Below are 13,477 nucleotides of genomic sequence, written 5' to 3' on the forward strand. Positions count from 1 at the left end.
CAGAGCCGGGCGCGCCTCCGGCGGGGGTATTTCGGCCAAGAAGAAGCAACGGATTGGCAGGCCGGGCGGATCAGCGGCCCCTGAACAATCCGCCGAGGATGCCGCGGACGAGGCGCTTGCCGGTGGTGCCGGAGAGTTCCTTGATGAGCGCGTCGCCCAAGGCGGCGCCGAGGCTGTCGGGGGGCGGACGGCGGCGGGTACGGGGGGCGCTGCGGGCGGGGGGCGAATAGCGACGCGCGGCGCGGTATTCGCGTTCGGCCGCCTCTGCCGCCTCGTCGCGGCGGGCGGCCTCTTCGGCGTCGCGTGCGGCCTGGGCGGCGCGGCGGGTCAGCATCTCGTGCGCGGAGTCGCGGTCGATCAGGAGATCATACTTGCCCGCAACGGGCGAGGCCGCAATGAGCGCCGCGCGCCGTGCGGGCGTGATCGGACCCAGTTGCGAGGATGGCGGCCGGATCAGGGTGCGCTGGGCCATGCCGGGCACGCCCTTGTCCTCGAGCAGCGAGGTGACCGCCTCGCCCACGCCGAGCTCGCGGATCACCTGCGCCGTGTCGAAATCGGGGTTGTCGCGATAGGTTTCGGCCGCATGTTTCAGCGCGGTGCGGTCGCGCGCTGTGAAGGCGCGCAGCGCGTGCTGGACCCGGTTGCCGAGCTGGCCGAGCACGTTCCGGGGCAGGTCGTCCGGATTCTGGGTGACGAAATAGACCCCCACCCCCTTGGAGCGGATCAGCCGCGCGACCCGTTCCACCTTGTCCACCAGCGCCCTGGGGGCATCGTCGAAAAGCAGATGTGCCTCGTCGAAGAAGAAGACGAGGCGTGGCTTGTCCGGGTCGCCGATTTCGGGCAGTTCCTCGAAAAGCTCGGAGAGCAGCCAGAGAAGGAAGGTCGCGTAGAGCCTTGGCGCGGCCATCAGGCGGTCGGCGGCGAGGATGTTGATCCGGCCGCGGCCATCGGGATCGACGCGCATCAGGTCGGCGAGATCGAGCGCGGGCTCGCCGAAGAGGCGCGCGCCGCCCTGATCTTCGAGCACCAGCAGCCGACGCTGGATCGCCCCGATCGAGGCGGGCGCGACATTCCCCCAAGTTACCGAAAGCGCGGCGGTGTTCTGGCCGACCCAGGCCAGCATGGAGCGCAGATCGGCCAGGTCGAGCAGTGGCAGCCCCTCGTCATCGGCGACACGGAAGGCGATGCTCAGAACGCCTTCCTGCACCTCGTTCAGCTCCAGCAGGCGCGAGAGCAGGAGCGGCCCCATCTCGGCGATAGTGGTGCGGATCGGGTGGCCCTGGTCGCCGAAGAGATCCCAGAAGGTGATCGGGAAAGCCGTATAGGCATAATCGGCCAGACCGATGCTGGCCGCGCGGGTCTGGAAGGCGTCATGCGCGCGGGCATCGGTCCGCCCCGGTGCCGCGAGCCCGGCAAGGTCGCCCTTGACGTCCGCCAGAAAGACCGGGACGCCCGCCGCCGAGAAACCCTCGGCCATGACCTGCAATGTCACGGTCTTGCCGGTGCCGGTGGCGCCTGCGATCAGCCCGTGCCGGTTGGCATGGTCGAGCCGAAGATATTGCGCCGCGACGTGATCCGGCCCGCCCCCCCCGATGAACAGACGCTGCGACACGCCACTCCCCCCGCCGAACCTGTTGCTTCGACAATACAAACTTAACCCGTTCGTGCGAGTCTGAATCCATCCCGCAGGCCGACCCTCGGGTCCGGGCGGGTCTTCCTCCCTGATGGACTGGGCCGCATCCTCGCGATGCGGCCTTTTTTCATGCGGGCTTTTGACGCTGCGCAAAGCCGCGTCTTTGCCTGTTGACGCCTGTTAACAAAGCCCGTAGCCTGCGCCACACAAAAAAGGTCGGCCCGTCCGACAGGGAGCGTGAAAACATGAGGAAAGGGCTGCCTTGCGGCCCTTTTTTCTTGTGCCGCGCAAGGCTCCGCCACCGTCCCGCGATTGGCCGCTGACAGGCTCGCATCGGCATGCTAGAGGGCGGCAAGCAACGCAGCAAAGGCAGGCAAACCATGCGTGAACTTCTGAGACCCCTTGGCCTTGTGGCCCTTGTGGCGCTGGCCGGACCGGCGTCGGCGCAGGAGACGGGCAGCGACACCGCCCCCGAGGCGGGCGGCGCCCCGGCCGCGACCGCCGCCGAGATCGACAGCCTGCCGATGGGCGAGGCCGATGAGGGGGATGCGCCCCGCGCCTATGTCAAGGAGGTCTTCCAGGACTGGCAGGTGGTGTGCGTCCGGCTGGACGAGGAGCGCGAATCCTGCAACATGCAGCAATTGCTGCGCGACGCGAATGACAACCCGGTGAGCCAGGTCTCGATCGCGCCGCTGCCGCCCGCCGCCGCGCCGCGTGCCGCGGCGGTCGAGATCGCCACCCCGATCGAGACGCTGCTGAGCGAGGATCTGCGGCTGGGCATCGACACCGCGGCGCCCAAGCGCTACCGCTTCACCTTCTGCACGCCGCAGGCCTGCTATGCGCGCTTTGCACTGACCGCCGAGGAGGTCGCCGCCTTCAAGGCCGGGCGTGCCGCCAAGGTGACCATCGTTCCGCTGGTGGCGCCGGACCAGACCGCGGAAATCGCGATGTCGCTGGCGGGCTTCACCGCCGCCTATGACCTGACGGCCGCGACCCTCGCCGGGCAGTGAATTGAGGCCTGCCGCGGTCCGGGGAACAGGCCCCGGCCGCGGCGCACACCGTCAGGCCCGGCGCAGCGCCAGCACCGCGTTCAGCCCGCCAAAGGCGAAGGCGTTGGACAGCACCACATCGACCTGCGCCTCGCGCGCCTCGTTCGGCACCACGTCGAGCATGCATTCGGGATCGGGTTCCTCGTAGCCGATGGTCGGCGCAATCACCCCGTCCTTCAGCGCCATGATGCAGGCCAGCAACTCGACCGCGCCGGTGCCGCCGATCAGATGGCCATGCATCGACTTGGTGGAGGAGATCATCAGCCGGTCGGCATGCGCGCCGAACACATCCGCCACGGCGGCGCATTCGGTCTTGTCATTGGCGGTCGTGCCGGTGCCATGGGCGTTGATATAGCCCACATCGGTCGGCGCAAGCTTGGCATCGCGCAGCGCACCCGCGATCGCGCGGGCCGCGCCCTGGCGCGACGGCATCACGATGTCGGAGGCATCCGCCGTCATGGCGAAGCCCACCACCTCGGCCAGTATCTCGGCGCCGCGGGCGCGGGCGTGGTCGTATTCCTCGAACACGAAGACCGCCGCCCCCTCGCCCTGGACCATACCGTTGCGGTTGGCGCTGAACGGGCGGCAGGCGTCCTTTGACATCACGCGCAGCCCTTCCCAGGCCTTGATCCCGCCGAAGCACAGCATCGATTCAGACCCGCCCGTGACGATCACCCGGCTGATGCCCGAGCGGATCAGGTGGAACGCCTGCCCCATCGCGTGGTTCGAGGAGGCGCAGGCGGTGGCGACGGTGAAGGACGGCCCGCGCAGATTGTAGGTCATCGAGACATGGCTGGCGGCGGCGTTGTTCATCAGTTTCGGCACGACGAAGGGATGGACGCGGTTCTTGCCCTCTTCGAAGACCGAGCGGTAATTCTCGTCGAGCGTGGTCATCCCCCCGCCCGACGTGCCCAGCACGACGCCCGCCTCGTGCGAAAGCTCGTCGCAGAACTCCAGCCCGGATTGCATGATGGCCTCGCGCGCGGCCATCAGGGTGAACTGGGTGAAGCGGTCATACAGCGCGATCTGCTGGCGGTTGAAATGGTCCTCGGGCTCGTAGCCCGTGACCTGCCCGCCGATGCGGATCGACAGCCGCTCGACATCGCGGATGTCGATCTCGCCGATGCCGCAGCGCCCTTCGCGGAAGGCGGCCAGCGTGGCGGGGACGTTGTGGCCGAGCGCGTTGATCGTGCCCTGGCCGGTGATGACGACGCGTTTCATGCTTTCTGGTCGGCCACCAGCCCCTCGACGGCCCGGACAATGGCAGCGATCGACGAGATGTCGAACTCGCTTTCCGAGGGGTCGTTGGCGTTGAACGGCACCTGGATGTCGAACGCCTCTTCGATGGCGAAGATCGATTCCACCAGCCCGAGGCTGTCGATGCCCAGATCCTCGAGCGTCGAGTCCAGTTTTACGTCCGAAGGTTCGAGCACGGCCTGCTCGGCGATGATCGCGATCACCTTGTCCTTGACGCTGTCCGACATCCCTTGCCTCTCTGGCTTATTTGATCGTGCGAGGATCTAGTCGCTTCGCGACAGCTTTGAAACCGCTTTCTGCAATGCAGCCACCTGCGCGAAAAGCCGCGGCAAGCGGCGCAGGCCCTTGTATGCCTCGACATGGGCGTCCATGCGCATCGCGGGATAACCCAGCAGAACTCGGCCCGCGGGCGCGTTGGTGAAGATCTTGGTCGCGCCGCCCGCGATCACGTCGTCGCCGATAAAGATGTTGTCATTGACGCCCACCTGGCCGGCGAACACCACCCGGTCGCCGATCCGCACCGAGCCCGCAATGCCGACCTGCCCGCAGAGCAGGCAGTCGCGGCCGATCCGGACGTTGTGGCCGACATGGACGAGGTTGTCGAGCTTGGTGCCCGCGCCGATCACGGTGTCGCGGATCGTGCCGCGGTCGATGCAGCTGTTGGCGCCGATCTCGACATCGTCGCCGATGGTCACGCTGCCCAGCGAATGGATGCGCGTCCAACTCTGCGCGCCCGCCGCGCCCGCATCGCCCAGCGTGGCGCGCACGTTCTCGACGGCGGATTTCTCGGGCGTGACGAAGGAGAACCCGTCGGCGCCGATCACCGCGCCGGGTTGCACGATCACCCGGTCGCCCAGCGTGACGCGCGCGCCGATCCTGACGCCCGCCAGGATCAGCGCATCCGCGCCGATGCGGGCCTCTTCGGCGATTGCGGCATGGGCGGCGATGCGCGCGCGGGGGCCGATCTCGGCGCGGGGGCCGATGACGACGAGCGGGCCGATCGCGGCGCCGTCGCCGATCCGGGCGTCGGGGTCGATCACGGCGGAGGGATGGATGCCCGGCGCGATCTCGGGTCCGGGATCCATCAGGCGGGTCAGGCCCGAGAGCGCATAGCGCGGGCGCGGCACGAACAGCGCCGCGCGCAGCCCCAGCGCGCGCCAGTCGGCACCGTCCCACAGGATCGCGGCCTGTGCGCCGCCGCGGGCCAGCCCCTCGGCATAGTCGGGCTTCATCGCGAGGGCCAGCGCGTCGGGCCCGGCCTCGGCCGGTTCCGCGGCGCGCGTGATCGTCAGCGATCCGTCGCCTTCGAGACGCGCGCCGAGCGCGGTCGCGATCTGGTCGAGTGTGAACGCCATGCCGACCCCCTGCCCGTGACCGGCGCAGCCTGCACCCTCCGGTCCTGTCGGGTCGCGATTTACCCCCGAACCGGGGCGAGCGCCACCCCGGCGGCCTGCAACGCATCGAAAATCGCCGCGTCACGGCCATAGACATCGCGGCGATACTGCATGCCCCCCGCGGGATCGGCGATGGCGGTGCGGTAGATGATGTGGATCGGCAGCGGTTGTTCCAGATCAACCCGCGTCTCGCGGCCCGAGGCCAGCCGCGCGGCGAAGAAGCCCTTGGGGTCGTCGGTCTGGGCGGCAAGCAGCGCATAGGCGAAGTCGAACGGATCGCCCAGACGGATGCAGCCATGGCTGAACGTGCGCACCTCGCGCGCGAACAGCGATTTCGACGGCGTGTCGTGCAGGTAGATGTTGTAGGGGTTGGGGAACATGAACTTCACCAGCCCCAGCGCATTGGCCTGCGAGGGCGGCTGCTTGAGGGCGAAGGGGAAGGTGCGTGCGGTGTAGTTCGAGAAATCGACCGCGCCGCGGCTGACCACCCGGCCACGCGAATCCACCAGTTGCAGATAGCCATGCGCGTTCGGGTTGGCCTGCATCTTGGGCAGGTATTCCTTGACGGTGATCGAGCGCGGGACATGCCAGGACGGGTTGATGACCATGTGATCCATCACGTCCGAAAACTCGGGCGTGCGCTGGTCGTTTACGTTCTTGCCCACGACCGAGCGGGTCTGGAACACCACCTCGCCCGCGTCGATGATGCGGGCGTGGAAATCGGTGATGTTGACCAGCACATGCCGATCGCCGCGGTCATTGCCCAGCCAGCGCTCGCGTTCCATCGCGACAAGGATGGATTTCAGCCTGTCCTCGGGGGCGATGTTGATCTCGTCCACGGTGCCCGCACCGGCGACGCCGTCGGGTTCCAGCCCGTGATCGAACTGGAACGCCTGCACCGCCTTTTGCAGCGCCGCGTCATAGCTGGCGGCGGCGGACCGGGCGAGATAGCCCATGGCGATCATGCGGTTGCGCAGCGCGACGACAGACTCGCCGGTCTGGCCCGGGCGCAGCGTGCCGGATGGCACGCGCGGACCCCACCCGCCCTCGGCGATGCGCCGTTCGAGGCGCGTCTTCTCGCGCAGGAGGCGGGCATATTCGGGGCTGCGCGGGGCGAGCCCACGCAGGAATGCGCCGGGATTGTCGGCCGCGGCCAGACCGGCCAGCAGGTCGGTCGGGTCGGGCCGGTCGATCTGGCGCTTGATATCGGTGACCACGCGGCGCGGGTCGATCACGCCCGAGCCGATGTCGCGGGCATAGGAGAGGAACATGCGCGTCGCCATCACCTCGGCCCGGCCGATATCGCGCAGCGTGCGCGCCTCGCGGAAGGCGGCGATCAGCGCATGGGGATCGTGCCGCGTGGCGGGCAGACCGTGATCGGGCGCCTGCGCCAGGGCGGTCAGAAGCGCGGCGCGCCGCTCCGCGGCCTCGGCCGTTGTCCAGAAGGCGGCATAGTCGCGGTCGCGGTAGAAGGCGGCGACGGCCGCGTCGTCCGACGCCGCCTCGGCCACGGCCTGGCGGAAGGCGGCCTGGTCCATGGCCGCATGGGACGGCTGCGGACCGGCCAGGCCCAAAAGGGCCGCCGCGGCGGCGGCCAGCATACCGCGTCGCAGATCAACAAGACGCATCAAACCATTCCCCTGTCAGGCTTTCCGGTCGCGCATATGGCAGTTACCTTCGGCCAATCCATCCAGTCTGTCCACATGGAAATCCACAGCCTTGCATCGGGAACGCGCCCCCTGTTGCAGGATTCCAGCGGTCGGCAAGAAACCAAACTAAACCCCAATTATGAGCAAGTTCTTGCCGGTTTGCCACAGCGCGGCTGTCTGCGTCGAATCGATGCTTGGCGCAAATAGGCAAATATGCGATAGACGCTTTGGGTCGGAACGACTGGTCCGAGGAAAAAAACGCCGTGAAATCGCGGCATTGGAACGAAACTGGGGCGGGCGGAGAAAGCATGAACATGACCCGGAACGGCATCTCGCGCCGTGGCCTTCTGGCCGCGTTCGCAGCCACCACCGTTGTGGCGGCACCGACTTTCGCAAATGCCTTCGGCGTCCTTCGCGGCGCGGGCGACATCCGGCGGATCCGCATGTATTCAGGGCGCACCGGCGAAAGCATCGACACGATCTACTGGATCGAAGGCCAGTACATCAACGAAGCGGTCAAGGAACTGAACCACTTCATGCGCGACTGGCGGAACGGCCAGACGATCTCGATGGATCTGCGCAATCTCGACATCATGACGGCGGCGCACAGGCTGCTGGATGTGGACGAGCCCTACATGCTGCTGTCGGGCTATCGCAGCCCGCAGACCAACGCGATGCTGCGCTCGCGTTCGGGCGGGGTGGCCAAGAACTCGCTGCACATGAAGGGTCAGGCCGCGGACCTGCGGCTGAAGAGCCGGTCGGTGGGCCAGATGGCGCGGGCGGCAAGCGCGTGCAGTGCGGGCGGCGTCGGAAGCTATTCCGGCTCGAATTTCGTGCATATGGATTGCGGCCCGGTGCGCACCTGGGGCCGCTGAGGCCAGACCGCCGAGACGGAACGAACAAGGCGCCCCGCGGGGCGCCTTTTCGCGTTTAGGGGCGCGGGCCTTTCAGTCGACCAGCCGCCAGGTTTCGTGCCGTTCGAGATAGGCTTCCTGCTCGGGGGTCAGGGCGACCTTCTCGGTGCCGGTGATCATCGGGCGCACGCCGTCGCGGAAGGAATGGCCGATGGTCAGAAGATAGATGTGCAGGATCACGAAGCCCGACACGATATAGGCGACCGCCAGGTGGATATTGGCCACGACCTCCAGCAGGAAGGGCGCGTTGGGCAGGGTTTCCCAGAAATTGTAGGTCAGGTAGACCAGCCCCGTGCCCCAGACCAGCGGGAAGACCACGGTCTTCAGTGCGGAATAGGCCAGCGCCTGAAGCGGGTTCAGCCGCTGCGCGAGGCTTTTCTGGTAGGGATGGTGTTCGCCCTTGAAGACGCCATAGGCATAGTAGCGCGCCACCGCGAAAAGGCCCAGCACGCGCGGCAGGAACACCTTCCAGCTGCCCGTCGTGACCAGCCAGAAGGTGGCAAAGACCCACAAGAGCAGCAGCGCCAGCGCGACGATCGTGTGCAGCCGCACCGCCAGTTCGAAGCTGATCAGCCCGTGCACGCCGTTCATGCCCAGCCCGGTGAACATCAGGATCACGATGGACCCCGCCTGCGACCAGTGCCAGAGCCGCTCGAAGCGGGGATAGATCAGCACCTCGCGTTCGGCGCAGTCGGGGCATGGCGTGAGCCCGCGTTCGAACGGCGCGGGAGGTTTCACGGCGTCGTCAGTCATGGGTCTTCCCTCCCTTTCCGCCGCGGGTGATGATCCGCAGCACCGTGTGAAGCAGCACGCCCGAGGCCATCGCGAGGAAGAAGGCGATGCCGATCAGGGCGCCCGGGCTGGTCGGGTTCGAGCCGGGCAGGTAGACGCCCGCGATCCCCGCCATGCGACCCTGCGGGGCGTGGCATTCGCGGCAGTCGACCGCATCGCTTGCGGGCGCGACCATATGGGTGATGGGCCAGTACATATGGGTATCGACGAACCCGTATTGCCCCGAATACTCCTTGCCCGCGGCCGCCATCCCCGCCTCGATCGCCTTGGCCCAGTCGAAATTCGTCCAGTAGGCGGTGTCGGTCGTGGGGCCCCAGACATTGGCATAGGCCAGATGGTTCAGGCCCGCGTCATAAGCCTGTCGCCCCTCCATCCGCTTGAAGGGCCAGATCCTCGACCGGCCGTCGTCCGGGCTGCCCTCGATGCGGTTGATCTCGACCACCTGGGTCGGGTCGATCACCTTGTCGGTGAGGGTGTATTCGACCTGGCCGTTGAACCAGGCGTAATGCGGCACGACATTCTCGCCCCATTCGAAATCGCCCTTGGTGGCGAGATAGGTGTGCAGCGCCTTGCCGTCGCCCTGGACATAGTTCTCCTCATGCGCGGGCTTGCCGTCCGCATCCATCCGGCCCGCGGTCGACCAGTCCCAGCCGGTCTTGGTCGCCACCCCGCCCCGGGCGAAGCTGGGGATGTGGCAGGTCTGGCAGGCGATGCGGTCGACATGGTCGTTCAGCTTCATGCCAGTGACCGACAGCGCCTTGTGCGGCGCGGTGCCGTGGCAGCTCTCGCAGGTGGCGACGTCCTGGCGGATCTGGCCGGGCTTGCCGGTACCCTCGGTGTCCATCGCGTGCACGTCATAGCGCGAGCCCGCGAAGATGTGCCGGTCGGAATGGTGGCAGGTCGAACAGGTGAAATTCTCGCCCTCGGCCGACATGTGGACATCGACATCAAGGCCGGGATGGAACAGGGCGGAACTGAGATCGCCATGTTTCACGTTGTCCCCGCCGCCGCCGTAGAAATGGCAGGAGCCGCAATTCTCGCGCCCGGGCGCGCCCACGCTTTGCGCGGCCTTCTTCAGGTCCACCGCCCAGGCGTCCGCACCGGTGATGGTCTTGCCCTTCGCCTCGAGCGGCGGGTGGCCGGCGGCCGAGTCGAGCTTGGTGTATTGGCCCGAGGTGTCGTGGCAGACCAGGCAATCGACCGCCGACGCCTCGCTCGGCGGAGGGGCGCTCATGTCGGTCCAGCCATAGCCGGTGTGGCAGGAGGTGCAGCGCGCCTCGTTCGAGGCGACGGTGCCGCAGAACGAGTTCACCACATGGCTCTTGCCGAGGATCTGGCCGGTCGAGGGATTCTCGAATTCCCATTTCCAGTGGATCGAGTGCTTGACCTGCGTCGCGGCCTCGGTGTGGCAGGACAGGCAGGCCGCCGTCACCTCGGGGCCGGAGGCGAAATCCTTCTGCAATTCCTTGAGCTTGGAATGGTCCGTGGTGCTTTGCGACAGTTGCGGGGCCTGGCCCTGTGCGGCCGCCCCGAAAGCCCAGACCAGCCCCAGACCCAACGCAAGCGCGACCGCGCGAAGGCTGTATCCACCCATGTCCGCTCCTCCCGCCGCGCCGGGCGCGACTCGTGTATCCCAAGGTATACATAGAACCAAATATGATTCTCTGAAACATCTTATAATCGTTACAACAAGGGACACGCGGTCGCAGGGGCGGCGGGGCTGGAAAACGCGCCGCATTTGTGGCCAGATCCGCACAGGCGGGGGCCGTGACACAAAAGCTTCAAATGAAAGTTGGAAAAGGCCCGCGTGAAACCACCTGTGCGGGAGCGTCATCCGCGCCCGCCCCCCCTCGGTTCCGAAAGGAGGAGTCGATGAAGATAGCGGTTCTTGGCGGCGACGGTTTCTGCGGTTGGCCGACCTCTCTGCACCTGTCCGAGCTGGGCCATGAGGTCCATATCCTCGACAATCTCAGCCGCCGCTGGATCGACGCCGAACTCGGCGTGCAGTCGCTGACGCCGATGGATTCGATCCAGGAACGCTGCCGGGTGTGGAAAGAGGTCTCGGGGCAGACGATCCGGTTTCACCTGATCGACCTGGCCCGCGAATATTACCGCCTGCGCGACTGGCTGGCCGAGGAACGCCCCGATGCGGTGATCCATTTCGCCGAACAGCGCGCCGCGCCCTATTCGATGATCTCGGACCGGCACAAGATCTATACCGTCGACAACAACATCAACGCGACCCACAACCTGCTGGTCGCGATGGTGGAAACCGGCATCGACGCGCATCTGGTGCATCTGGGCACGATGGGGGTCTATGGTTATTCGACGATCGGCGCACCGATCCCCGAGGGCTATCTGGATGTCGCCATCGACACGCCCGAGGGCGCGAAGGGGATGGAGATCCTGTATCCCACGCGGCCCGGCTCGGTCTATCACATGACCAAGTCGCTGGATCAGATCCTGTTCCAGTTCTACGCCCAGAACGACGGCGTCCGCATCACCGACCTGCACCAGGGCATCGTCTGGGGCACCAACACCGACCAGACAAGGCGCCACCCGCAGCTGGTCAACCGTTTCGACTATGACGGCGATTACGGCACGGTGCTGAACCGGTTCCTGGCCCAGGCCGCCATCGACTATCCGCTGACGGTGCATGGCACGGGCGGGCAGACGCGGGCCTTCATCCATATCCAGGACACGGTGCGCTGTGTCGAACTGGCGCTGGGCGATGCGCCCGAGGCGGGCGAGCGGGTCAAGATCTTCAACCAGATGACGGAAACCCACCGGGTGCGCGACCTGGCCGAGCTGGTGGCCCGGATGACCGGCGCCCGGATCGCCTACCTGCCGAACCCGCGGAAAGAGGCCGCCGAGAACGAGCTGGTGGTGAAGAACGACCATTTCCTCGATCTGGGGCTGAAGCCGATCACCTTGCAGGAAGGTCTGCTGGAAGAGGTGGTCGAGATCGCCCGCAAGTTCGCCCATCGGGTCGATCGCTCGCGCGTGCCCTGCGTCTCGGCCTGGACCAGGGACATTGCCTCCCGCGTCGTGCATGATGTCGAGGGCAAGAAGCTGAAGTCGGTGTCGTGACCGAGGGGCTGCGGCCCGCGGCCCCGGCGTGCGGGCCATTTGCCTATGTCACGCTGGTCACCAACGCGGATTTCGCGTTGGGGGCCAAGGCGTTGGTGCGATCCCTTCAGGTGACGGCGACGCCTGCCGAGATATGCGTTCTGCATACCGGCGGGGTCGGCGCGGCGGCGCTGGCGCCGCTGGCCGATCTGGGGGCGCGGCTGGTCGAGATCGACCTTTTGCCGACCTCGGACGCGTTCAACGCCGCCCATGCCAGGGACCGCATCCACGGCCTTGCCCCCTTCACCAAGGGGGAAAAGCCTGCCTTCCACACGCCCCTGGACAATTTCTGCAAGCTGCGGCTCTGGCAGCTTGACTATGAACGGGTGGTGTTCCTGGATGCCGACACGCTGGTGCTGCGCAATATCGACCGGCTGTTCCATTACCCCGAGTTCTGCGCGGCCCCGAATGTCTATGAAAGCCTGGGCGATTTCCACCGGATGAATTCGGGCGTCTTCACCGCGCGGCCGAACCCCGAGACCTTTTACCGGATGCTGGCCCGTCTGGATGCGCCCGGCGCGTTCTGGCGGCGCACGGACCAGAGCTTTCTTCAGGAGTTCTTTCCCGACTGGCACGGGCTGCCGGTCTTCGACAACATGCTGCAATATGTCTGGTTCAACCTGCCCGACCTGTGGTCCTGGGCGGATATCAGGGTGCTGCATTTCCAGTACGAAAAGCCTTGGCAGGACCATGCCAAGGCCGACCGCCTGCGCCCGCTGATCGAGCTGTGGCGCGCCCATGAGCGGGGCGAGGACATTCCCGATCCCGCCACCCTGCCCGGCCCTGCCGCATGAGCCTGGCCGTCACCGGCGCGACGGGGTTGGTCGGGCGTTTCTTCGTGGAAGAGGCGCTGGCGGCGGGCGAGGCGGTCACCGTGCTGACCCGCCGCCCGCCCGCGCCCGGCTTCTTTTCCGGCCCGGTCGCGCATCTGGCCTATGAACTGGGCGACCGGCCCGATCTTGCGGGGATCGAGGCGGTGATCCATTGCGCCTTTGCCCATGTGCCGGGGCGCTATCGCGGCGGCGAGGGGGACGACCCCGAGGGGTTCGTCGCGGCCAATCTGGCGGGGTCGGTCGCGCTGTTCGAGGCGGCGCGGGCCTCGGGCGTGCGGCATCTGCTGTTCCTGTCGAGCCGGGCGGTGCATGGCGGCTGGCCTGCGGGGGCGGACCTGACCGACGATCTGGGCGCCAAGCCCGACACGCTTTACGGCGTGGTCAAGGCGCGGGCCGAGGACGCGCTGTTCACGATGGCCGGTCCCGGCTTCGTGCCGGTTTCGCTGCGCGCGACGGGGGTCTATGGGCCGCCGGGGCCGGGGCAGCGGCACAAATGGGCGGATCTGTTCGACGATTTCCGCGCGGGCCGCCCCATCGCGCCGCGCCGGGGCACCGAACTGCACGGCGCGGATCTGGCCGCCGCGGCGCGGCTGATCCGGACGGCCCCGGCGGCGATGGTGGCGGGGCGGGCGGTGAACCTGTCGGACATCCTGCTGGATCGGCGCGACCTGCTGGCGCTGCTGGCCGAGGCCGAGGGGATCGGCCATCCGCTGCCGCCGGAAAGCGAGGCGCAGCTTGCCGTGCTACGCTGGGACCGGGCGCGGATGCTGGGCTGGCGGCCGGGGGGGATGGCGCAGTTGCGCGCCACGCTGCCCGCCTTGCAGTAA

General features: G+C 67.3%; 13 protein-coding genes. 6 read left to right on the forward strand and 7 right to left on the reverse strand.

The genetic code is table 11. From position 1 onward, the window contains the following. Positions 1-70 precede the first annotated feature (70 nt). Positions 71-1,612, reverse strand: coding sequence for a helicase HerA-like domain-containing protein (locus EV216_RS10955; protein ID WP_132695405.1), 1,542 nt, complete (start codon positions 1,610-1,612; stop codon positions 71-73). A gap of 401 nt (positions 1,613-2,013) precedes the next feature. On the opposite strand from EV216_RS10955, the gene EV216_RS10960 reads away from it, so the two are divergent. Continuing rightward, positions 2,014-2,643, forward strand: a complete 630-nt coding sequence (locus EV216_RS10960; RefSeq protein WP_165899228.1) for an invasion associated locus B family protein — start codon at positions 2,014-2,016, stop codon at positions 2,641-2,643. 51 nt (positions 2,644-2,694) lie between these two features. On the opposite strand, the gene EV216_RS10965 is transcribed toward EV216_RS10960, so the two are convergent. The 4 genes from EV216_RS10965 to EV216_RS10980 are packed head-to-tail and all read right to left on the reverse strand — an operon-like array spanning position 2,695 to position 6,961. After that, a complete protein-coding gene (locus tag EV216_RS10965; RefSeq protein ID WP_132695408.1) occupies positions 2,695-3,903 on the reverse strand; it encodes a beta-ketoacyl-[acyl-carrier-protein] synthase family protein in 1,209 nt (402 codons plus the stop codon). Further along, positions 3,900-4,166: an acyl carrier protein gene (locus tag EV216_RS10970; RefSeq protein WP_132695410.1), complete on the reverse strand. Its 267-nt coding sequence runs from the start codon at positions 4,164-4,166 to the stop codon at positions 3,900-3,902. The genes EV216_RS10965 and EV216_RS10970 overlap by 4 nt, the downstream gene beginning before the upstream one ends. Before the next feature lie 36 nt (positions 4,167-4,202). Further along, entirely contained in the window at positions 4,203-5,294 is a 1,092-nt protein-coding gene (gene lpxD / locus EV216_RS10975; RefSeq protein WP_132695412.1) for a UDP-3-O-(3-hydroxymyristoyl)glucosamine N-acyltransferase, read from the reverse strand. Between the two features lie 59 nt (positions 5,295-5,353). After that, positions 5,354-6,961 carry a L,D-transpeptidase family protein gene (locus EV216_RS10980; RefSeq protein WP_207893997.1) on the reverse strand — a complete coding sequence of 536 codons (1,608 nt, stop codon included), beginning with the start codon at positions 6,959-6,961 and terminating at the stop codon, positions 5,354-5,356. Between EV216_RS10980 and EV216_RS18290 the strand changes: the two genes are divergently transcribed. Both EV216_RS18290 and mepK read left to right on the forward strand, forming a co-directional pair. Then, positions 6,878-7,189 (forward strand): hypothetical protein, encoded by a 312-nt coding sequence (locus EV216_RS18290; protein WP_165899223.1) that lies wholly within the window; start codon positions 6,878-6,880, stop codon positions 7,187-7,189. The two genes, EV216_RS10980 and EV216_RS18290, sit on opposite strands and share 84 nt — an antisense overlap. A gap of 107 nt (positions 7,190-7,296) precedes the next feature. Continuing rightward, the gene (gene mepK / locus EV216_RS10985; RefSeq protein ID WP_132695455.1) at positions 7,297-7,857 is read left to right on the forward strand and encodes a peptidoglycan L,D-endopeptidase MepK; all 561 of its coding nucleotides are present in this window, start codon (positions 7,297-7,299) and stop codon (positions 7,855-7,857) included. Between the two features lie 72 nt (positions 7,858-7,929). Here the strand turns inward: mepK and EV216_RS10990 are convergent, their stop codons facing one another. Then, positions 7,930-8,649, reverse strand: coding sequence for a cytochrome b/b6 domain-containing protein (locus EV216_RS10990; RefSeq protein WP_132695413.1), 720 nt, complete (start codon positions 8,647-8,649; stop codon positions 7,930-7,932). After that, positions 8,642-10,282, reverse strand: coding sequence for a tetrathionate reductase family octaheme c-type cytochrome (locus EV216_RS10995; RefSeq protein ID WP_132695414.1), 1,641 nt, complete (start codon positions 10,280-10,282; stop codon positions 8,642-8,644). The genes EV216_RS10990 and EV216_RS10995 overlap by 8 nt, the downstream gene beginning before the upstream one ends. A gap of 278 nt (positions 10,283-10,560) precedes the next feature. Between EV216_RS10995 and EV216_RS11000 the strand changes: the two genes are divergently transcribed. From EV216_RS11000 to EV216_RS11010, 3 genes are read left to right on the forward strand one after another with little or no spacing between them, the layout of a single operon-like run. Continuing rightward, positions 10,561-11,778, forward strand: coding sequence for an NAD-dependent epimerase/dehydratase family protein (locus tag EV216_RS11000; protein ID WP_132695415.1), 1,218 nt, complete (start codon positions 10,561-10,563; stop codon positions 11,776-11,778). Beyond that, entirely contained in the window at positions 11,775-12,611 is an 837-nt protein-coding gene (locus EV216_RS11005; protein WP_132695417.1) for a glycosyltransferase, read from the forward strand. The genes EV216_RS11000 and EV216_RS11005 overlap by 4 nt, the downstream gene beginning before the upstream one ends. Then, the gene (locus tag EV216_RS11010) at positions 12,608-13,477 is read left to right on the forward strand and encodes an NAD-dependent epimerase/dehydratase family protein (protein ID WP_132695418.1); all 870 of its coding nucleotides are present in this window, start codon (positions 12,608-12,610) and stop codon (positions 13,475-13,477) included. The genes EV216_RS11005 and EV216_RS11010 overlap by 4 nt, the downstream gene beginning before the upstream one ends.

It is taken from the genome of Rhodovulum steppense (assembly GCF_004339675.1).
In the GTDB taxonomy this organism is placed as follows: Bacteria; Pseudomonadota; Alphaproteobacteria; order Rhodobacterales; family Rhodobacteraceae; genus Rhodovulum; species Rhodovulum steppense.